The following is a 21,024-nucleotide window of genomic DNA, read 5'->3' on the forward strand; positions in this document are numbered from 1 at the left end:
AATTACTGTGAAAGAAGGTAAGAAAAATGGCTAAGGAAATTAAGTTTGGAGCGGAGGCCAGGGCGGCTCTGCAGTCCGGTGTAGACCAGCTGGCTGACACGGTGCGGGTCACCCTCGGCCCCAAGGGACGCAATGTCGTCCTTGACAAGTCCTATGGCGCACCCCTGATTACCAATGACGGAGTCTCGATCGCCAAGGAGATTGAACTGGAGGATCGCTTTGAGAACATGGGCGCTCAGCTTGTGAAGGAGGTCGCCACCAAGACCAATGACGTTGCCGGCGACGGAACCACAACGGCGACAGTTTTGGCTCAGGCTATGATTCACGCCGGTATGCGCAACCTGGCTGCGGGCGCCAACCCCATCGTACTGCGCAAGGGTATGAAGAAGGCAACCAATGTTGCCGCAGACGCTCTGGTTGAGATGTCTTCTCCGGTTGCGTCCAAGGATCAGATCGCCAAGGTTGCGGCGATTTCCGCCTCCGATGAGCAGGTCGGCGAGATGGTTGCAGACGCCATGGAGAAGGTCTCCAATGACGGAGTCATCACTATTGAGGAATCCAAGACCATGCAGACGGAGCTGGATGTGGTTGAGGGAATGCAGTTCGACCGCGGTTATATCAGCTCTTATATGGTGACCGATACGGACAAGATGGAAGCTGTATTGGACGATCCCTATATTCTGATTACGGATAAGAAGATCTCCAATATCCAGGAGATCCTGCCTCTCTTGGAGCAGATCGTACAGCAGGGGCAGAGACTTTTGATCATCGCCGAGGACGTTGAGGGAGAGGCTCTGACAACCCTGATCCTCAATAAGCTTCGCGGCACGTTCAATGTGGTTGCCGTCAAGGCTCCCGGCTATGGCGACCGCCGCAAGGAGATGCTGCAGGATATCGCAATCCTGACCGGCGGCACGGTGATCTCTTCTGAGCTCGGTCTTGAGCTCAAGGAGACGACCATGGATCAGCTGGGTCGCGCCAAGAGCGCCAAGATCACCAAGGAGAACACCACTCTGGTAGACGGAGCCGGTGATAAGGATGCCATTGCTGCCAGAATCAAGCAGATTCGTGGTCAGATTGAAGAGACCACTTCCGACTTTGACCGCGAGAAGCTGCAGGAGCGCCTGGCCAAGCTGGCAGGCGGCGTCGCTGTAATCCGCGTGGGCGCAGCCACCGAGACAGAGATGAAGGAAGCCAAGCTTCGCATGGAGGATGCCTTAAACGCGACCCGCGCCGCAGTGGAAGAGGGAATTATCGCAGGAGGCGGTTCCGCTTATATCCACGCTGCCAAGAAGGTGCACGATTTGGCTGAGCAGCTGGAAGGCGATGAGAAGACGGGCGCTCAGGTTATCGAGAAGGCCCTGGAAGCTCCCCTTTTCTACATCGTTGACAACGCCGGTCTCGAGGGATCCGTTATCATCAACAAGGTCAGAGAGTCTGAAATCGGCTTTGGATTTGACGCTTATCATGAGAACTATGTCGACATGGTAGAGTCAGGGATCCTGGATCCGGTCAAGGTTTCCAGAACCGCTCTTCTCAACGCGGCGTCTGTTGCCAGCACCCTGCTCACAACAGAGTCTGTCGTTGCCGACATCAAGGAGGATACGCCGGCCATGCCCGCCGCTGCACCCGGAATGATGTAATGTCATTCGCAGGATAAGTTTTTCCAATCTGAGAGATCTCTTCGAACGCGACCATATTCTGGCCGCGGTTGGAGAGGTCTCTTTGCTTTTATTTTGTGTGACTGCATACTTGTTTTTCCGATGCTTTTTGGCGTGAACCGGCCCGGGTTATTTACAAGGTTGGCCCGGCTTTTTTGCACCTACTTGTCCAGACCTTTTACATGTCGGGCTTCAGCAGCTTCGTTGCGTGAACTCTGTGTATGTGCTAGTATTAGACGCGTGTGAAAAGCCATGAGTGGACGCAGGAAACAGAAGGATACAGGCAATGAGCAGAGTGGCAGTTGCAACGGATTCAAACAGCGGCATTACGCAGGAAGAGGCGAAAAGACTTGGCGTCACGGTCCTGCCGATGCCTTTTTATATTGACGGACAGCTTTACCTGGAGGGAGTTGATCTGAGTTCTGAGGAATTCTATAAGAAACTGACCTCAAGCCGGGACATTTCCACCTCCATGCCTGCTGTCGGCGATGTCATGGACTGCTGGAACAGACTTCTTAAGGATTATGAGGAAGTGGTCTATATTCCCATGTCTTCCGGACTTTCTTCCTCCTGCCTGACGGCCAGGAACTTCGCTGAGGAGGAGGAATATCAGGGGAAGGTGTTTGTCGTCGACAATCACCGGATTTCCGTCACCCTGAAGCTCTCTGTTATCGAAGCTAAGAAAATGGCTGACGCCGGAAAGTCCGCCGATCAGATTCGCCGGGTTCTCGAGAAGACGGCGCATGAGTCATCGATCTATATTACGCTGGATACCTTAGAGTATCTGAAGAGAGGCGGACGGCTCACCCCGGCGGCCGCGATGATCGGGACCCTGCTTCACATCAAGCCGGTGCTGCAGATCCAGGGAGAGAAGCTTGACACCTTTGCCAAGGCCAGAACGATAAAACAGGCAAAGCAGATCATGTTAGACGCGGTCGCGTCCGATCTCAGGAATCGTTTTGCCGGATTGCCCATGTCTGACATCACGATATCCATGGCCCACATTCAGAGCAGGGAGGAGGCAAACCTCTTCCGGCAGGAGGCGAGGGCTCTCTGGCCGGATCAGGAGATTATCATTGATCCCCTGCCGTCGAGCATCGCCTGTCATCTGGGCCCGGGCGCTCTTGCGATCACCTGCACCAGGAATCTGGATGATTCCTATTATGCGTAAGCTGTTCTATAGATACAGGAGGATTTGTCATGGTTAAAGCAGTCGTTGGAGCCAATTGGGGCGATGAGGGCAAGGGAAAGATCACGGATACCCTGGCAGATGACGCCGATGTTGTCATCCGCTTTCAGGGCGGCGCCAATGCCGGTCACACCATCGTCAACGAGTATGGAAAGTTTGCCCTGCACACCATGCCCTCCGGCGTCTTTCATCCCAGTATCATGAATATCATCGGCAACGGTGTGGCCTTCGATATCGAGAAGTTTATGGCGGAACTGGATGACGTCACATCCAAGGGTGTGCCTGTTCCTCAGATTATGGTCTCAGACCGTGTGCAGGTGCTCATGCCCTACCATGTCACGTTCGACTCTCTGGAGGAGGCCCGTCTGGCAGGCAAGTCCTTCGGGTCCACAAAGTCCGGTATCGCCCCCTTTTATTCCGATAAGTACGCAAAGATTGGCTGGCAGATCAATGAATTCTATCAGAGCGATGAGGTCCTGAGAGAGAAGATTGCCCGTATTGCAGCGATCAAGGACACCATGCTGGTTCACCTCTACGATGCGGATCCCATTGATCAGGAGGCGCTTTTGACCTGGATCAAAGAGATGAGAGATCGCGTCAAGCCCTATCTTGGCAACGTATCCCTCTACCTGGATCGGGCAATCAGGGAGAACAAGACCATCCTTCTCGAGGGACAGCTTGGGACGATGAAGGATCCCGACCACGGAATCTATCCCATGGTCACTTCTTCCTCACCCCTGGCGGCCTATGGGGCTATCGGCGCCGGAATCCCCCCCTATGAGATCAAGAAGATCGTCGTCGTCTCCAAGGCCTATTCCTCCGCGGTCGGCGCCGGCGAATTCGTCTCAGAGATCTTTGGCGATGAGGCGTCCTCCCTGCGAAATCACGGCGGGGATGGCGGTGAGTATGGGGCGACGACCGGACGCCCGCGCCGGGTCGGCTGGTATGACTGCGTCGCCTCAAAGTACGGCTGCCGTCTGCAGGGATGCACGGATGTGGCATTTACGGTATTGGATGATCTGGGATACCTGGATCAGATTCCTGTCTGTGTGGCCTATGAACTGGATGGCAGGCAGATCAGGGAGTTTCCAGTGACCAAGGATCTGTCCCGCTGCAGGCCTGTCTATCAGTATTTCAAGGGCTGGAAGTGCGATATCCGCGGAATTAAGAATTTTGAGGACCTGCCCAAAGAGGCCAGGGACTATGTCAATTTTATCGAGGCAGAGTTGGGCTATCCCATTACAATGGTGTCCAACGGACCTGCTCGTGAAGACATTATCTATCGCCAGTCTCCCCTGAAGAAGTAAGAGGAAAGAGGATTCCCATGCAGTATAACTTCAAGAAAATCGAGCCCAAGTGGCAGAAGCGCTGGGCGGACGCTCAGATCTTTCGGGCCGTTGACTTCGCGGATCAGCCCAAGTGGTATGGCCTGGTAGAGTTTCCTTATCCCTCCGGCGCAGGGATGCATGTCGGACATATTAAGGCCTATTCCTCCATCGAGGTCCTGGCCAGAAAACGCCGGATGCAGGGCTATAATGTTCTCTTCCCCATCGGATTTGATTCCTTTGGCCTTCCGGCGGAGAACTATGCCATCAAGACCAACACGCATCCGCATGTGATTACGGAGAAGAATATCGAGCATTTTTCCGAGCAGCTTCGCAGAGTGGGTTTTTCCTTTGACTGGGACAGGTGCTTCGCAACCAGCAGGCCAGACTATTATAAGTGGACCCAGTGGATCTTCCTGCAGCTCTACAAGCATGGTCTGGTATTCCGCTCCAAGACGCTTGTGAATTACTGCCCCAACTGCAAGGTCGTCCTCTCCAACGAGGATTCTCAGGGGGGCAAGTGTGATATCTGCGGTTCGGATGTGGTTCAGATGTCCAAGGACGTCTGGTTTTTGCGCATTACAGACTATGCGGACAAGCTCCTGGACGGCCTGAATGATGTCGATTATCCGGACTCCGTCAAGCAGCAGGAGATATCCTGGATCGGGAAGTCCGAGGGGACCTTCGTCAATTTCCCCGTCGCCGACAGCGAGGGGAAAGCCCTGGGTGACAGCAGGCTGGAGGTCTATACGACTCGCTGTGACACCCTCTACGGGGTCACCTTCATGGTCTGTGCCCCTGAACATCCCATTTTGGATCAGTACAGGGATCGTATCAGCAACTGGGATGACATCGCCGGCTATCGCAGGGAGTCATCCAAAAAGACCGAGTTCGAGAGAACGCAGCTTGTCAAGGACAAGACCGGGGTCAGGATTGATGGACTGACGGCCATAAACCCCATCACGGGGGAAGAGATCCCGATTTTCATCTCCGACTATGTCATGATGGGCTACGGTACCGGGGCGATCATGGCCGTGCCCGCGCATGATCAGAGAGACTGGGAATTTGCCAGGAAGTTCGGCGTCAGGATCATCCCTGTGATCGAGGGAGGAGATATCGAGACGGAGGCCTATACCGGCGAGGGCCCCATGATCAACTCCGGCATTTTAAATGGCCTGACCAAAAAGAAGGACTCCATTGCCAGAATGCAGACCTATCTCAGGGAGCACGGCCTGGGTCACAAGGGAGTTCAGTACAAAATGAAGGACTGGGCCTTCAACCGTCAGCGCTACTGGGGAGAGCCCATTCCCCTGGTTCACTGCCCTGACTGCGGCGTCGTTCCCCTGCCGGAGGACCAGCTGCCCCTGACCCTGCCTGATGTGGAGAATTTTGAGCCGGGCACGGATGGACAGAGCCCTCTTGCCAGGATCGATTCCTTTGTCAATTGTACCTGCCCCAATTGCGGCAAGCCCGCCAAGAGAGAGACGGATACCATGCCCCAGTGGGCAGGCTCTTCCTGGTACTTCCTGCGCTTTACAGACGCCCACAATGACAAGGCTTTCGCGGATCGCAAGAAGCTCGATTACTGGATGCCCGTCGACCACTACAACGGCGGTATGGAACATGTCACAAGGCATCTGCTCTACTCCAGGTTCTGGCATCATTTTCTCTATGATATCGACCAGGTCGGATGCCCGGAGCCCTACGCAAAGAGAACCTATCAGGGACTGATCTTAGGGCCGGACGGGGAGAAGATGTCCAAGTCCAAGGGCAATGTCATCGATCCCTTGGATATTGTCAGAGATTACGGGGCGGATACTCTGCGGACCTATGTGATGTTCATGGGAGACTACGCGTCCGCTGCCCCCTGGTCCGACGAGTCCTTAAACGGCTGCCGCCGTTTTCTGGACCGCGTCAGCAGGTTTGACGAGATCGCGACTCTTGACAGGGAAAATCCAGCCATTGAGGTCTCTTTACACAAGGCGATCAAGAAGGTGTCAAATGACATTGAGAATATGAAGTTCAACACGGCGATCGCAACCCTCATGGCTCTGACCAATGAGTTCCAGAAGGCCGGCGCTGTGACCAGGGATGACGTCAGGATTTTCCTGCAGCTTTTATCCCCCTTCGCGCCCCATCTGACCGAGGAGATGTGGGAGAGCATGGGCTACAATACGGACGGCACAAGCTTCTGCACCACATCCGCCTGGCCTGTTTATGATGAGGATAAGACCAAGGACGCGACTGTGAAAATGGGCGTTCAGGTCAACGGCAAGGTCCGCGGCAGCATTGAGATTGCAAACGGAGCCTCCAGAGATGAGGTTTTGGCTGCCGCCAGAGCGGAGGAGAATGTCGCCAGGTATCTTGCGGCCGGCACTCTTGTCAAGGAGATCTATGTCCCCGGTAAGATCATCAATTTTGTCGTGAAGTAGGCAGATTATTTCGGCAAGATCATCAACTTTGTTGTGAAGCAGGAGGTTTTTATCCTATATGATTCAACTTTCCGAGCAGGTGAATCCGGATTATATCATACTGGTGGAGGACATCCTCTCTGACGCGGATTTTCAGAGTCTGGAGCAGTATCGTCAGCACATCAGCTCCAACCGCCTCCAGCACAGCATCAATGTCTCCTATCTGTCCTGGTGGCTGGCCAGGAAGATGAATGCCGACGAGCGCATGGCCGCGCGGGCAGGCCTCCTGCATGATTTCTGCATGTATGACTTTTATGATCCGGCAAATGCCTGCAATGAGTCCCAGCTTCTGCACCACCCCAAGGTTGCCGCAGAGACCAGCAGGTCTCATTTTGAGATCAGTCAGATTGAGTACGAGGCGATCCTGACCCATATGTATCCCTTCGGGCCCAGGCCCCTCTCTAAGGTAGGATGGATTGTCTCCCATGCGGATAAGATGTCCGCCTTCTCGGAGATGACCCATGTCAGGCTTGGTTTAAACCGGAGGGGACGATTGATTCCGCTCTGCGGAAATTGCGCTTGATCCCACAAGTGAAAGGAAAAGACAGATGGCTTTATTTGATGAGTGGAAGAAAATCGCTTATAACGAGAATCAGCCCAGCCAAGCCCTGCAGGCCTTCTGGGACGATTATTTCAAGAAGGAGAAATCCGTCTACGAGATCCTTTTGGCAGACCCCGACAAGGTCGTTGAGGGCAGCGTCAGGGAGCTTGCGGACCGGTTCGGCATCACGGTTCTTGAGATGACCGGATTTCTGGACGGGATCAATGAGAGCCTTCTGACTCCGAATCCGGTTGAGACCATCGAGGAGGACAGCAGGGTTTCTCTGGCATTTGATAAGGAACGCCTCTATAAAAATATGGTCGACGCCCGTGCCGACTGGCTCTATGAGCTTCCCCAGTGGGATAAGATCTTCTCCGCGGAGAAGAAGAAGGAGCTCTACCGCGAGCAGAAGCAGTCAACGACGGTTGTCAAGCCAAAGAAAATCGGCAGAAATGATCCCTGTCCCTGCGGGTCCGGCAAGAAATACAAGTTCTGCCACGGAAGAAAAGGGGCTGAGCCGCTGCCCGGCTACGAGCAGGCCTGACCCTGCCCTAGTCGGCCGCAAAGATCACGCCTTCACTGCTGAATTCACGGATCTTTGCCTGGGAGTACACTTCGTAGCCCATCGCGCGGTACTTATCGCCGCCGCCCTGGAAGGCCTTTTCGATGGCAATACCAATGCCTGCCACCTGGGCATGGGCCTGATCACAGAGGTCGATTAGACCGCCCAGAGCCTGGCCGACTGCCAGAAAGTCGTCAATGATGAGAACCCTGTCTCCGTCGGCCAGGAATTTTTTGTCGACGCGGATGGTATATTCTCTCTTCTTGGTGTAAGAATAAACCTTAGAACTATAGACATTGTCTCCCAGGGTGACGGAGGCAATTTTTTTTGCGAAAACAAGGGGGACCTTCAGGGCATAGGCGGCCGTCAAAGCCATGGCGATCCCGGAGACCTCCAGGGTCAGAACCCTGGTGATCTGCCGATCCTGAAAGTGTTCGGCAAAGTCATGCCCCATAGCCATCATAAGCTGCGGATCTACCTGGTGGTTGAGGAAATGGTCTACCTTCAGAATGTTTCCGGGGAGAATCCGTCCCTCGTCTGTGATGCGGTCTTCTAAGAGTTTCATGCATTTTCCTTTCTTGCGGGCAGAATAACGTTGAGGATAAGAGCGGCCAGGGTTCCGGTGGAAATGCCGGAAGAGAAAATCATCTGCAGAGCCTGGGGCAGGTTCTTGAGAATCTCGGGACGAACCGTCACACCGATTCCCAGGGCAAGTGAGACGGAAATGATCAAAAGCTCACGGTCGCCCAGATGGATGGAGGAAAGAGTCTTGATCCCCTGCGCGGCAACCAGGCCGAACATGATGACGCCGGCGCCGCCCAGAACAGGCTGGGGCATCACAGAGATCAGGGCGGCGAATTTAGGGAGAACACCCATGACAGCCAGAAGAATCCCGGACAGCATCATGACTCTTCTGGAGGCGACCTTGGTCAGGGTAATCAGGCCGACATTCTGAGAGAAGGAAGTGTTGGGGCCGGCGCCAAAGAGGCCGGAGATGGCGGAACCGACCCCGTCCGCCAGGACGCCTGCGGCGACGCGGTCAGAGGAGAGACGGCTGTGTGAGGATTCTCCGATGGCGATCACGATGCCGACCGTTCCAATGGTGGATACCAGATAGGCGGGAACGAAGGCCAGGGTTGAAGCCAGGTCAAAATGAAAGCCATAGCGGAAAATCATAGGGATGGAGAACCAGGAGGCGGATGTGACCTGTCCCAGATCAACCATTCCCAGGGGGATACAGATCAGGTAGCCGAAGACCATGCCGACGAAGACCGCGGCGGACTTGAGAATTCCCCTGCCGAAGTGGTTTAAGAAGAGGGTAAAGAGCATGACGACAAGGGCGACGGCCAGATTGCGCAGGGAGGCATAGTCTGCGGCTCCGGATCCTCCCGCGGCCCAGTCCATGCTGACAGGGAGCAAGGTGATTCCGATCAGAGAGACGACGGTTCCGGTAATGAGAGGAGGGAAAAAACGCATCAGCGGTCTGATAAAGCGACTCAGGATGATCTCGACGGCAGATCCGGTTATGGTCGCGGCCACAATGCCAGCAATCCCGAACTGTGCCCCCACGGAAATCGTCGGATTGACAAAGGTGAAGTCGGTCCCCATCATGCCGGAGACCCGGGATCCGACAGGTCCGATCCCCTTGGACTGAATGAAAGTCGTGAGCCCCGACGCGAAAATTGTCGCGGAAACCATGATCGTTGTTTGCTCGACAGAGAAATTGAGGGCATTACAGACTACCAGGGGGACGGCAATGATCCCGGCGAAGGCGGCCAGAATGTGCTGGAAGGCAAGAAGGAAAGAGAGGCCGAGGGGAGGATTGTCCTCGATGCCGTAGAGAAGCTCATCCTGGTTCTGATTCATAGGACCTTCATCTCGATTCTGATTCATAAGAACTCCTTTTTCTGTAATTAACTGCTGCTGACAGATTCATTTGACAACCGGCTCACTGACCGAGAAGAAGCTGCAGACTCCGATAAAAACCGGGGTAGGAGACGCTGACACAGTCCGGATCATCCAGATGAACCGGGCCGTCGGCGAGCAGAGAGGCGACAGCGAAGGTCATGGCGATCCGATGATCATGGCAGGTGACAATATCAGCCCCCCTGAGTGACGCGCCGCCGCAAATTACCATGCCGTCATCCGTACCTGTCACAGATACTCCCATGGCGGAAAGGTTTTTTACCATGGACTCAATGCGGTCGGACTCCTTGACGCGAAGCTCGTGGGCGTCGGCGATGGTGGTCTCACCCTCGGCACAGGCCGCCATGAGTGCGATGACGGGGATCTCATCGATCAGTCTTGGGATGATGGGGCCGTCAACTCTGGTGCCATGCAGCTCGGCAGAGCGGACGAAAAGATCCGCCACCGGCTCCTGCGAGACGGTGTGAGGATTGATTTCTTCAATGTCAGCCCCCATTGCCCTGGCAATATGCAAAATCCCGTCCCGGGTCGGATTGATGTTGACGTTTTCAATGATGATTTCCGAACCCGGGATGATCGAGGCTGCCGCAATCCAGTAGGCGGCGGAAGAGATATCTCCGGGCACATGGATCTTTTGGCCAGTCAGGTCTGGATTCGGAGAAATGCTCACCGTCAGTCCATCTTCGATCAAATCGGCGCCGAAGGCGCGGAGCATGCGCTCAGAGTGGTCTCTAGACTTGGCGGGCTCTGTCACAGAGGTCTTTCCCTGGGCGTAGAGTCCGGCCAAAAGGACAGAGGACTTGACCTGGGCAGAGGCCAGGGGAGAGAGATAGTCAATTCCTCTCAGTGCGGAGGGCTCGATATCCAGGGGGGCGCAGCCGTCGTCCCTGCGCGATCTTATCCTGGCTCCCATGGCATGCAGAGGATCAATAATACGGGTCATAGGCCGCCTTTGAATCGAGGCGTCGCCAGTTAGAGAGGAGGGAAAGCTCTGCCCGGCCAGAATGCCGGACATGAGGCGGGCTGTGGTGCCGGAATTGCCCACATTCAGAATTTCTTTGGGTTGCTGCAGGCCGTGAAGGCCCCCGCCTAAGATACGGATGTGATCCCCATCCTGGATGATATCAACCCCCAGCTGACGAAAGCACGCGATGGAGGACCGGCAGTCCGCTCCATCTAAGAAGCCAAAGAGCTCCGTCATCCCCCGGGCGATAGAACCGAGCATGATCCCCCGGTGAGAGATGGACTTGTCTCCCGGAATTCTGATCCTGCCGTGAAGTGACTGTGGCATATCCTGTCCTTTCTCTCAGCGCCTGTGAATGGTGTAGTGATGGGCGGCGAGCAGCCGCATGGCCTGCTCCATGGCGTCCTCGTCGTAGAACTCGAGCTTTAATACGCCGTCCGAGAACTCGCGGTTGTGTACAATACCAATGTTGCGGATACTGATTCTGCCTGCGCTCAGGATGGATGCGACGGAGGCAATACCGCCGATCTCGTCGATCAGATCGCAGTAGAATTCATAGATATCCGGGAGAGCGCCCTTGCCACGGATGGGGAGGGAGTCCCGGTATTCCTTGGCATCCGCGAAGAGCCTGCGGATCTGCTCCCCGTCCCCCGCGGCAATTCTCTCCCGGAACTGGTCCAGCTGCCTGCGATAAGCCTCGAAAAGGACAAGAATCTCATCCCGATTGGCCAGGCAGATATGCTCCCACATGAGAGGGGAGGAGGAGGAGATGCGGGTGATATCTCGAAAGCCGCCGGAGGCAATGGCCTTGAGCGTATTCTTATCATCGTCGGACGCCTGGACAAAGTTGACAAGAGACGCGGAGATGATATGGGGCAGGTGGGAAATGGCCGCAGTCGCGTGATCGTGCTCCCTGGGATCCATGAGCATGATTTTGGCGCCGAGGGACTTGATAAAGGAAGAAAATTCTCTGACCCGATCGGATCGGATATCGTCTGTGTGCGTGATCAGATAGTACGCGTTCTCAAGCAGATTGTCTTTGGCGTGTTCATAGCCGATCAACTCCGCCCCCGCCATAGGGTGGCCGCCGATGAAGTTGGAGCTTAAGCCCTCCTCGGTGACAGCCTTTCGGATCTGGCCCTTGACAGAGGAGACGTCCGTGATGATACTGTCGGCTTGAATCAGGTCCTTAAGCTGCCTTAAGTAGGAGATGTTCACACCGACCGGAGCGCAGAGAAAAATCAGGTCACACTGGCCGAAAGCAGAGAGGGGAAGGGCTTGTCCGTTGCGGATAATCCCCTCTTTATGGGCCATGGCAAGAGACGCGGCATTCGGATCATTGGCGATGATCTCGATTGTTGGGTGTTTTTTGCGAATGGTCTTGGCAATGGATCCTCCGATCAGACCCAGGCCCAGAAAACCGATCATTTGATAGCTCATGATTCTCTCCTTAACTTTACTTATCCTAGCAGAAAACCACATTCTCTTCTATATAGGACTTTCATAAGACTTTCCCCAGTCAGAGTTTTTCCTGTCGGTAAAATATCAGATAATTTTCTTCTGATTTGCTTGTCTGTCTTTTGTTCATTCAATATAGACAAATTACATTGCGCAGGCGAAGAGAAATGAGTAAAATTTAACTATAAAATTTCAAATAAGGAGGGTGCTGTATGAGGGTTTTTACCAGTGATAAAATTCGCAACGTCGTTCTGCTGGGCCACGGAGGTTCCGGCAAAACCTCTCTGGCGGAGTCCATGGCCTACTTATCCGGTCTTAAGGACAAGGCGGGGAGCGTCGAGGCGGGCAATACCATCAGCGACTATGACGGGGTCGAAAAGAAGCATAAGTTTTCCGTGCACTTGTCCCTGTTGCCCCTGATCTGGGGGGAGACCAAGATCAATCTTTTAGATACTCCCGGCTACCCCGACTTTGTGGGAGAGGTAGAGGAGGCGGTCTCTGTCGCTGACGCCGCGGTTATCGTAGTCTCCGGGAAAAACGGAATTGAAGTCGGTACCAGGAAGGCCTGGAATCTCTGTGAGAAATATCACCTGCCAAGAATTATTTTCGTGACTGATATGGACATCGATGAGGCCTCTTACCGCCAGGTGATTGAAGACCTGCAGGCCCTCTACGGCAAGAAGATCGCCCCCTTCCACCTCCCCATCCGGGAGAACGGTCAATTCGTCGGATATGTCAACATCATCCAGCAGAAGGCAAAGCGCTGGAACGCGACCGGCGGCATTGACAAGATGGATGTGCCGGACTATTCCTACGAGAATCTGGACCAGTTCCGCGAGGTTCTTCTGGAGGCGGTTGCGGAGACCTCTGAGACCTATATGGACCGCTATTTCAACGGGGATACCTTCTCGGAGGATGAAATCCGTCAGGCCATGCGGGTCAGTGTGATTGACGGCTCTGTCGTTCCGGTCATGATGGGATCGAATCTGAGTCACCGGGGGATGTACACTCTGATGGCGGACATCGTGAAATACTTCCCCTCACCGGACCGCAGATCCTGTGTGGGCATAGACCCGAAGACGAATGAAGCCTTTGAGGCCGACTACGACTTCTCCAAGCCCAAGAGCGCCTATGTGTTTAAGACCCTGGTAGATCCTTTTGTGGGACAGTACTCTATGATCAAGGTGAACTCCGGCGTCCTCAAGACAGATGATCTGCTCTACAACGCGGGCAGGGACAGAGAGGATAAGATCGGCAAGATCTATCTTCTGACCGGATCCAAGGCCCAGGAGGTTTCTGAGCTGCACGCCGGAGATATTGGGGCTTTAAGCAGGGTCGCCGACCTGTCCACAGGCGACAGTCTCTCGACAAGGGCGCATCCTGTCACCTATCTGCGTCCGGTCATCAGCAAGCCCTACTGTTATCTGGCCTATCAGGCAGAGAAGTCAGGAGATGATGACAAACTGCAGCAGGCTCTGCAGAAGATAGCCAGAGAGGATCTGACCCTGCGCACGCAGGGCGATCCGGCGAATCATCAGTCGCTGATTTATGGGATTTCCAGAGCTCACCTGGAGCTGATTGCAGAGATTTTAGCGGATAAGTACAAGCTGACCATGCTTCTCGACAAGCCCCTGGTCGCTTACCGGGAGACCATTTTAGGCAAGTCCGACGTGGAGTATAAGCATAAGAAGCAGACGGGCGGACACGGCCAGTACGGGCATGTCAAGATGACCTTTGAGCCATCCGGCGATCTGTCTGTTCCATTCGTCTTTGAGGAGAAGGTTGTGGGAGGATCTGTTCCCAAGAACTATTTCCCGGCTGTAGAGAAGGGGCTGGCCGAACGGGTTTTAGAGGGACCGCTTGCCGGCTACCCGATTTACGGAGTCAAGGCGACCCTCTATGACGGCTCCTACCATCCGGTTGATTCCTCCGAGGCGGCCTTTAAGACGGCAGCGTCCATGGCTATGAAGGAGGGCATCCTGCAGGCGAAGCCCATCCTCTTAGAGCCGATTGCCTCTCTTGAGGTCACCGTTGCGGATGAGCGCATCGGAGATGTGATGGGGGATTTGAACAAGCGAAGGGGAAGGGTTATGTCCCTGGATCCTGTCGAGGGAGGCTATCAGGTTGTCCGCGCGGAAGTACCCTATTCCGCCCTCTATGAGTATGGAACCAACCTGCGCTCTCTGACCTCAGGGGACGCGAGCTATTGCTACGAGTTCCTGCGCTATGATCCCTGCCCGGCCGACGTGCAGGAGGCGCAGATCAGCATCCGGTCGGCTCAAAATGCTTGAAAAAAGACTTTCCTGTGTTAAAATTCCTACAAGCGTTTGATTGATGATCAGGCAGCCATTCGCTGCCTGATTTTTTTGAAGGAGACAGCTATGGCAAGAATTCAGATGACGACGCCTCTGGTGGAAATGGACGGCGATGAGATGACCAGAGTCCTCTGGAAGATGATCAAGGAGGAGTTGATCCTTCCCTATATTGAGCTCAAGTCGGATTACTACGATCTTGGCCTTGTCAACCGGGATCAGACCGACGATCAGGTCACTATTGCTTCCGCGAAAGCCAGTCTGAAGTACGGGGTTGCGGTCAAGTGCGCGACTATTACCCCAAATGCTGCCCGTGTCCAGGAGTATAAGCTCAAGCGGATGTACAAGAGCCCAAACGGAACGATTCGGGCGATTCTGGATGGAACCGTCTTTCGCGCTCCCATCCTGGTCAAGGGAATCAGCCCCAATGTCAGAAGCTGGAACAAGCCCATTACCATTGCCCGTCATGCCTATGGAGATGTCTACAAGGCCTCTGAGATGAAGATCCCTGGACCCGGCAGGGTGGAACTGGTCTATACCTCTTCAGACGGTCATGTAAAGCGGGCTTTGGTGCACGACTTTGACGGACCGGGTCTGGTGCAGGGACAGCATAATCTCATCGCTTCAATCGAGTCCTTTGCCAGAGCCTGCTTCACATTCGCTCTCGACAGGAGACAGGATCTGTGGTTCGCGACCAAGGACACCATCTCCAAGCAATACGACCACAGCTTTAAGGATATTTTTCAGTCAATTTATGACAGAGACTACAAGGAGGCCTTCGAACAGGCGGGGATTGAGTACTTCTACACCCTGATTGACGACGCGGTTGCCCGTGTCATGAAGTCGGAGGGAGGCTTTATCTGGGCCTGCAAAAACTACGACGGCGATGTCATGAGCGATATGGTCTCTTCCGCCTTTGGCTCTCTTGCCATGATGACCTCCGTATTGGTGTCCCCCGGGGGCATCTATGAGTACGAGGCTGCTCACGGAACCGTCCAGCGTCATTACTACAGATATCTGAAGGGAGAGGCCACCTCGACCAATCCCATCGCGACCATCTTCGCCTGGACCGGCGCTCTGAGAAAGAGGGGAGAACTGGATCATATTCCGGATCTGGTCGCGTATGCCGACCGGATGGAGGCGGCATCTTTGGCCACGATTGAATCAGGACAGATGACCGGAGACCTGGCGAGGATCACGGATCTTACGGATCCTCAGGTGCTCGACTCAAGGTCATTTATCCGGGCGATACGAGCGAATTACGAGAAGCAGAACTGAGGAGTGTCTTCATGATCCTTTCCTGTCAGAATCTCTCCAAGTCCTTCGGAGAGGAAGTTATCCTGGACAGAGTCTCCTTTCAGATGGAAGCCGGAGAAAAATACGCGATCGTGGGCCCGAACGGCTGCGGCAAGTCGACTCTGCTCAAAATTATCGTCGGCCAGATGTCCGCGGACGGTGGAAATGTCACCTTTGCCAGAGAGGCAAGTCTTGGCTATCTGGCCCAGTATCAGAAGGACTCCCTGGAGGGGAGCGTACTGGATATCGTTTTGGACTCCTGCCGCGAGCTGATTGAAGAGGAAGACAAATTAAGAGCGATGGAAGCCGGGATGTCCCGGCTGAAGGGAGAGGAGTTAAACCGACTCTTAGAGGACTACCAGACGGCCTCCGAGTCCTTTGAGCGAAGGGGAGGGCTGACCTTTCGCTCCGAGGCGGCCGGCATTTTAAAGGGACTTGGCTTCGGCGAGGAGGACTTTGACAAGAGACCGGATCAGTTATCCGGCGGGCAGCTGACAAGGGTATTTTTAGCCAGGCTGCTCCTCTTAAAACCTGATCTTCTGATTCTTGACGAGCCCATTAATCACCTGGATTTGACTTCCATTCAGTGGCTGGAGACCTTCCTCGTCAATTATCGGGGAGGGCTTTTGATTGTGGCCCATGACCGCTATTTTTTAAACCGGATTGCGGACCATGTGCTTGATCTGTCGAATCACTCCTGTCACTGTTACAGGGGGAATTACAGCTCTTTTGTCGCCCAGAGGGAACTGATCATGGAAACCCGACGGCGGGAGTATGAGAGACAGCAGAAGGCGATTGAGCATCAGGAAGCTGTGATCGATAAGCTCAAACAGTTTAATCGGGAGAAATCGATCCGACGGGCGGAGAGTCGGCAGAAGGCCCTGGATAAGATGGAGACGGTGCAAGAGCCCCTGGAGGAAAGGCATGCGATGCGACTGGAGCTTGCGCCCGAGGAAGAATCCGGCAAAGACGTCCTTGAAATCGAGAACCTGTCTATGGGCTTTGGGGATCAGGAGCTCTTTTGCGGGCTGAACCTCTTGCTTCGGCGAGGGGAGCGGCTGGCGATACTGGGAGACAACGGCAGCGGCAAGACGACTCTGCTTAAGATCATCAACCAAAAGCTCACGGCCAGAACCGGACGGATCCGGCTCGGAGCCAGGGTCTTCATCGGTTATTATGATCAGGCGCAGCAGGAGCTGGATGATACCAAGACTCTCTTTGATGAGATGTCGGACGCCTATCCCGGTCTGACCAACACCAGAATTCGAAATGTGCTCGCCGCCTTCCTCTTTACAGGAGACCAGGTCTACAAGAAGATTTCCTCTCTCTCCGGCGGGGAGCGGGGCCGCCTGTCACTGGCGAAACTGATGCTGTCCGGGGCCAATTTTCTGATTTTAGACGAGCCGACCAATCACCTGGATATGGAGTCCAAGGATATCTTAGAGCGGGCTTTAAACGCCTATCAGGGAACCCTTCTCTATGTCTCCCATGACCGCTACTTTGTCAACCGTACGGCGAGCCGAATCCTGGAGCTGGAAGAGGGGCATTTCACAGAGTATCTAGGCAATTATGATTACTTTCTGGCCAAGAAGCAGGAGCTGCAGGGAGAGAATCACAGCGACCGCGGGCAGGCAGATTCTTCCGCTGACGATTCCGGGGACAGCGCTAAGGAGGGTGGCAGGTCAGATTGGACCGAGCAGAAGAAGCTGGCCGCCGCCCGGCGAAAGCTGGAAAATTCCAGGGCCAAATTGGAGGAGGAGATCTCCGGCAAGGAGGAGCGGGTGATAGAGATCATGCGGCTCTTTGAGGATCCGGACATCGCGTGCAACTCCGCCAGACTCAATGAGCTCTCTGCTGAGCAGGAGAGACTTCAGAATCAGATCGACAGCCTCTATGAGGCCTGGGCCTCCTTAGATGAGGATTGAGAGGAAGAAGAATGGAGAAGAAGACGATTTCCCCGGCGGTGATCCGCCGGCTTCCAAGATATTATCGCTATCTGGGGGAACTGCTGGATCAGGAGGTGGAGGGTATATCCTCCTATGAGCTCTCCAAGCGGATGCACTCAACGGCATCGCAGATCCGGCAGGATCTCAATAATTTTGATAACTTTGGTCATCTGGGTTACGGATATAATGTCAAGAATCTGCGCGACAAAATCGGAGAGATTCTTGGACTGGACCAGTCCCGCAATCTGATTGTGATCGGGGCAGGCCACCTCGGGCAGGCCATCGCCAACTATGCTCAATTCGAGCGCATGGGCTTTACCCTGACCGGTCTCTTCGATATCAATCCCGACCTGGCGGGAAAAGAGGTGCGCGGCATTCCAATTCTGATGCTGGATGATTTAGACCGCTTTGCCCTGGAACACAGGGTGGACATTGCGGCCTTAACCATTCCCAAAAGTGCCGCGCAATCTGTCGCCAGGCGGCTGACAGGACTGGGCGTTCCCGCAATCTGGAATTTTGCCCATGTGGATCTGGAGGTGGGAGAGAAGACGGTTGTGGAAAATGTCCACCTGTCCGATTCTCTCATGGAGCTCTCCTACAATCTGATGAGCCGCAGTCGAGATTCGAAATGAGCAAGTAAGGGGTGAAAATAGGCGACATGAAGAGAATATATACGGTCAGTCAGGCCAGAGAAGCCGATGTCAGAACCAGTCAATTGCATAAAATCCCCGGGCTTGTTCTGATGGAGCGGGCTGCCCTGTCAGTTTCGGACTACATTGAGGACAAATACGCAAAGCGGACGCGTATTTTATGTCTGGCGGGGACAGGAAACAATGGGGGAGACGCCATGGCTCTCTGCCGCATTCTCTTTGTCAGGGGCTTTGATGTCAGCTACTGCCTCCTGGGGCCGGAGTCCAGGCTGAGTGAGTCGGCGAAGATCCAGTACCAGTCCCTGCTCAGCTACGGTCTGTCTTCTCTGGCTGTCGAAGAGACTGATTTTAAGAGCTTTGACCTGATTGTCGACGGAATTTTTGGAATCGGTCTCTCCAGGGATATTCAACATCCTCTTGCCGAGCTGATCGGGGAGGTCAACGCATCGGGCAGGCCGGTAATCGCCATGGACATTCCATCCGGTCTAAACGCGGACACAGGCGCTGTTATGGGAGCCTGCATCCGGGCGAGCGAGACCTTCAGCTTTCAGTTTTTAAAGCCCGGGATTCTGCTGGGGCAGGGAAGAAGCGTTTGCGGACAGGTGCATCTGCCCGAGATCGGCATCGACGCGATTGAGACAGGCGCCACCCTTCCCGTTTGTCTGGCTCTGGAGAGAGAAGATCTGGATGGATTTCTTACTGACAGGGACGCGACCGGAAACAAGGGAAGCTTCGGCAAGGTTTTGGTCGTCGCCGGATCAGAGGAGATCTGCGGCGCCGCGGTCCTGTCCTCTCAGGCGGCCCTGCTCTCAGGAGCCGGGATGGTTCGCGTATATACGCATGAGAAGAACCGGACAGTGATTGGAACCGCCTTTCCGGAGGCCCTGATCACGACCTATGGGAATTCGTGGAGCAAAGACGAGATCAAAGAGGCTATGGATTGGGCCGACAGTATTTTGATTGGGCCGGGGATAGGAAGGTCCGATCAGGCGCGGGAAATGCTCGACTTCGTCCTGTCCGACCCGGCGCTTCCCGCGGTAATCGATGCCGATGCCTTAAATCTGCTCTCTGAGGAGCCCAACAGCCTCTTAAAGCCCCATGGCAAGTGGATTCTGACCCCACATATGGGGGAGATGGCCCGGCTGACCGGGAAAGGCATTTCATGGCTCAAAGAGCACGCGCTGGAAGCGGCGGAGACATTTGCCCGAGATTACCAGGTCGATCTGATTCTCAAGGACGCGACAACAGTCACTGCCCTTCCCTGCGGAAGGACCTATCTCAACAGCAGCGGAAACAGCGGCATGGCGACGGCCGGAAGCGGTGACGTTTTAGCCGGCTTATGCGCCGGCTATCTGGCTCAGAAGATAAATCCTGAGGAGGTCGCCGCATACGCCGTCTTCATCCATGGTATGGCCGGGGATCTGGCTGCAGCCAAAAAGGGAAAAGGGGCCATGATCGCCGGAGATATATTGGAGGCTTTGCCCCAGATCACAAGGGATGGCGGGGCAATAGTCGCAGTTTAATAAAGAGGTTTTCTATGGATCACAAGCGAGTTTGGATGGATATTGATTTGGATGCCGTGCGGGCCAACGTGGACGCCATGTTTGATCGCATGCGGCCGGATTGCCGGATGATGGCTGTCGTAAAGGCAGACGCCTACGGGCATGGGGCGCGGGAGATTGCCGCTCTTCTGGAGCCGGATCAGCGGGTCTTCGGCTATGCTGTCGCCACCGTGGACGAGGCCTATGAGCTGCGCCGCCATCAGATTTCAAAGCCGATTTTGATTCTGGGCTACAGCTTTCCGGAGGAATATCCGGCGATGGTTCGGCTGGGAATACGGCCAGCGATTTTTTCCTATGAGTCAGCACTTGCTTTTGACCGGGCGGCTTCTCAGGCGGGGATGATTGCCCCTGTCCACATCAAGATCGATACAGGGATGAGCAGGATCGGCTTTCAGGTCGACGAGGAAGACCTGTCGCAGGCTGCCAGGATTGCGCAATTGAAGCATCTGAGAATGGAGGGGATTTTCACCCACTTTGCCAGGGCGGATGAGAAGGACAAGAGCCATGCGTACGCGCAGGCAGACCTCTTTCAGCAGGCGATCGACCGGCTTGAGAGGGCCGGTGTGGAGTTTGAGATACGCCACTGCTCCAATTCCGCCTCAATTATGGAACTGCCCGAGCTGAATATGGATATGGTCCGGGCGGGCATCAGTCTGTACGGACTCTGGCCCTCAGAGGAGATGGATCCGAATTTTCCCCTGTCCGCGGCCATGTCCCTCGGATCTCATATTACGCATATCAAGACCCTGGGAGAGGGCAGGTGTATCTCCTATGGGGGGACCTATCAGGTCAAGGGAAAGGCAAAAATCGCGACCATTCCCGTCGGCTACGCGGATGGCTATGCCCGCGGCCTGTCGAACAGGGGATATGTGCTGATTCAGGGTAAAAGAGCTCCGATTGTCGGCCGCATCTGCATGGATCAGTTTATGGTGGATGTCAGCGCCTTTGACCATATCGCCGTTGGAGAGAAAGTCACCCTGTTAGGCGAAGACGGGAAAGAGCGAATCAGCCTTGAAGAGCTGGGCCGCCTGTCCGGACGATTTAACTATGAGTTTGCCTGTCTGCTGGGGAATCGGAGAATTCCAAAGGTCTTTCATCGAAAGGGTCAGGTGGTCTCTGTCCGTGAGGACTTGCGATAGGACAGCTCCCGGCTCTTCCTGA

The 21,024-nt window shown here is 54.7% G+C and carries 16 protein-coding genes; 12 read left to right on the forward strand and 4 right to left on the reverse strand.

All coding sequences use genetic code 11. The features are described 5' to 3' along the window. The first annotated feature begins 26 nt into the window (after positions 1–26). The 6 genes from groL (at position 27) to GCWU000342_RS04620 (ending at position 7,731) form a co-directional block, all read left to right on the forward strand. Positions 27–1,643, forward strand: a complete 1,617-nt coding sequence (gene groL / locus GCWU000342_RS04595; protein ID WP_006906123.1) for a chaperonin GroEL — start codon at positions 27–29, stop codon at positions 1,641–1,643. 304 nt (positions 1,644–1,947) lie between these two features. Further along, positions 1,948–2,832 carry a DegV family protein gene (locus tag GCWU000342_RS04600; protein ID WP_006906124.1) on the forward strand — a complete coding sequence of 295 codons (885 nt, stop codon included), beginning with the start codon at positions 1,948–1,950 and terminating at the stop codon, positions 2,830–2,832. 29 nt (positions 2,833–2,861) lie between these two features. Further along, complete coding sequence (locus tag GCWU000342_RS04605; RefSeq protein WP_006906125.1) at positions 2,862–4,157, forward strand: adenylosuccinate synthase; 1,296 nt, start codon at positions 2,862–2,864, stop codon at positions 4,155–4,157. Between the two features lie 17 nt (positions 4,158–4,174). Then, a complete protein-coding gene (leuS, locus tag GCWU000342_RS04610; RefSeq protein ID WP_006906126.1) occupies positions 4,175–6,607 on the forward strand; it encodes a leucine--tRNA ligase in 2,433 nt (810 codons plus the stop codon). Positions 6,608–6,665: 58 nt separating this feature from the next. Then, entirely contained in the window at positions 6,666–7,169 is a 504-nt protein-coding gene (locus GCWU000342_RS04615) for an HD domain-containing protein (RefSeq protein WP_006906127.1), read from the forward strand. Positions 7,170–7,194: 25 nt separating this feature from the next. Further along, positions 7,195–7,731, forward strand: a complete 537-nt coding sequence (locus GCWU000342_RS04620) for an SEC-C metal-binding domain-containing protein (RefSeq protein WP_006906128.1) — start codon at positions 7,195–7,197, stop codon at positions 7,729–7,731. A gap of 7 nt (positions 7,732–7,738) precedes the next feature. Here GCWU000342_RS04620 and GCWU000342_RS04625 read toward each other — a convergent pair whose 3' ends face one another. Genes GCWU000342_RS04625 through GCWU000342_RS04640 form a run of 4 tightly spaced genes read right to left on the reverse strand, consistent with a single transcriptional unit; the run spans position 7,739 to position 12,079 of the window. Continuing rightward, complete coding sequence (locus GCWU000342_RS04625; protein WP_006906129.1) at positions 7,739–8,314, reverse strand: xanthine phosphoribosyltransferase; 576 nt, start codon at positions 8,312–8,314, stop codon at positions 7,739–7,741. Further along, the gene (locus GCWU000342_RS04630) at positions 8,311–9,642 is read right to left on the reverse strand and encodes a nucleobase:cation symporter-2 family protein (protein ID WP_006906130.1); all 1,332 of its coding nucleotides are present in this window, start codon (positions 9,640–9,642) and stop codon (positions 8,311–8,313) included. The genes GCWU000342_RS04625 and GCWU000342_RS04630 overlap by 4 nt, the downstream gene beginning before the upstream one ends. Before the next feature lie 55 nt (positions 9,643–9,697). Further along, positions 9,698–10,966 (reverse strand): 3-phosphoshikimate 1-carboxyvinyltransferase, encoded by a 1,269-nt coding sequence (aroA, locus tag GCWU000342_RS04635; RefSeq protein ID WP_006906131.1) that lies wholly within the window; start codon positions 10,964–10,966, stop codon positions 9,698–9,700. Between the two features lie 15 nt (positions 10,967–10,981). Continuing rightward, complete coding sequence (locus GCWU000342_RS04640; protein ID WP_044958847.1) at positions 10,982–12,079, reverse strand: prephenate dehydrogenase; 1,098 nt, start codon at positions 12,077–12,079, stop codon at positions 10,982–10,984. 230 nt (positions 12,080–12,309) lie between these two features. Between GCWU000342_RS04640 and GCWU000342_RS04645 the strand changes: the two genes are divergently transcribed. The 6 genes from GCWU000342_RS04645 (at position 12,310) to alr (ending at position 21,002) form a co-directional block, all read left to right on the forward strand. Continuing rightward, positions 12,310–14,388, forward strand: a complete 2,079-nt coding sequence (locus tag GCWU000342_RS04645) for an elongation factor G (RefSeq protein ID WP_006906134.1) — start codon at positions 12,310–12,312, stop codon at positions 14,386–14,388. A 90-nt stretch (positions 14,389–14,478) separates the two neighbouring features. Next, a complete protein-coding gene (locus tag GCWU000342_RS04650; RefSeq protein WP_045000318.1) occupies positions 14,479–15,687 on the forward strand; it encodes an NADP-dependent isocitrate dehydrogenase in 1,209 nt (402 codons plus the stop codon). Positions 15,688–15,698: 11 nt separating this feature from the next. Beyond that, on the forward strand, positions 15,699–17,630 hold the full coding sequence (abc-f, locus tag GCWU000342_RS04655) for a ribosomal protection-like ABC-F family protein (RefSeq protein WP_006906136.1): 1,932 nt from the start codon (positions 15,699–15,701) through the stop codon (positions 17,628–17,630). 11 nt (positions 17,631–17,641) lie between these two features. Beyond that, positions 17,642–18,283 carry a redox-sensing transcriptional repressor Rex gene (locus GCWU000342_RS04660; protein WP_006906137.1) on the forward strand — a complete coding sequence of 214 codons (642 nt, stop codon included), beginning with the start codon at positions 17,642–17,644 and terminating at the stop codon, positions 18,281–18,283. A gap of 26 nt (positions 18,284–18,309) precedes the next feature. Then, a complete protein-coding gene (locus tag GCWU000342_RS04665) occupies positions 18,310–19,824 on the forward strand; it encodes a bifunctional ADP-dependent NAD(P)H-hydrate dehydratase/NAD(P)H-hydrate epimerase (protein WP_006906138.1) in 1,515 nt (504 codons plus the stop codon). Between the two features lie 14 nt (positions 19,825–19,838). Further along, positions 19,839–21,002 (forward strand): alanine racemase, encoded by a 1,164-nt coding sequence (gene alr, locus GCWU000342_RS04670; RefSeq protein ID WP_006906139.1) that lies wholly within the window; start codon positions 19,839–19,841, stop codon positions 21,000–21,002. Positions 21,003–21,024: the final 22 nt, after the last annotated feature.

Origin of the sequence: Shuttleworthella satelles DSM 14600 (assembly GCF_000160115.1) — a bacterium.
GTDB classification, from domain to species: domain Bacteria; phylum Bacillota; class Clostridia; order Lachnospirales; family Lachnospiraceae; genus Shuttleworthia; species Shuttleworthia satelles.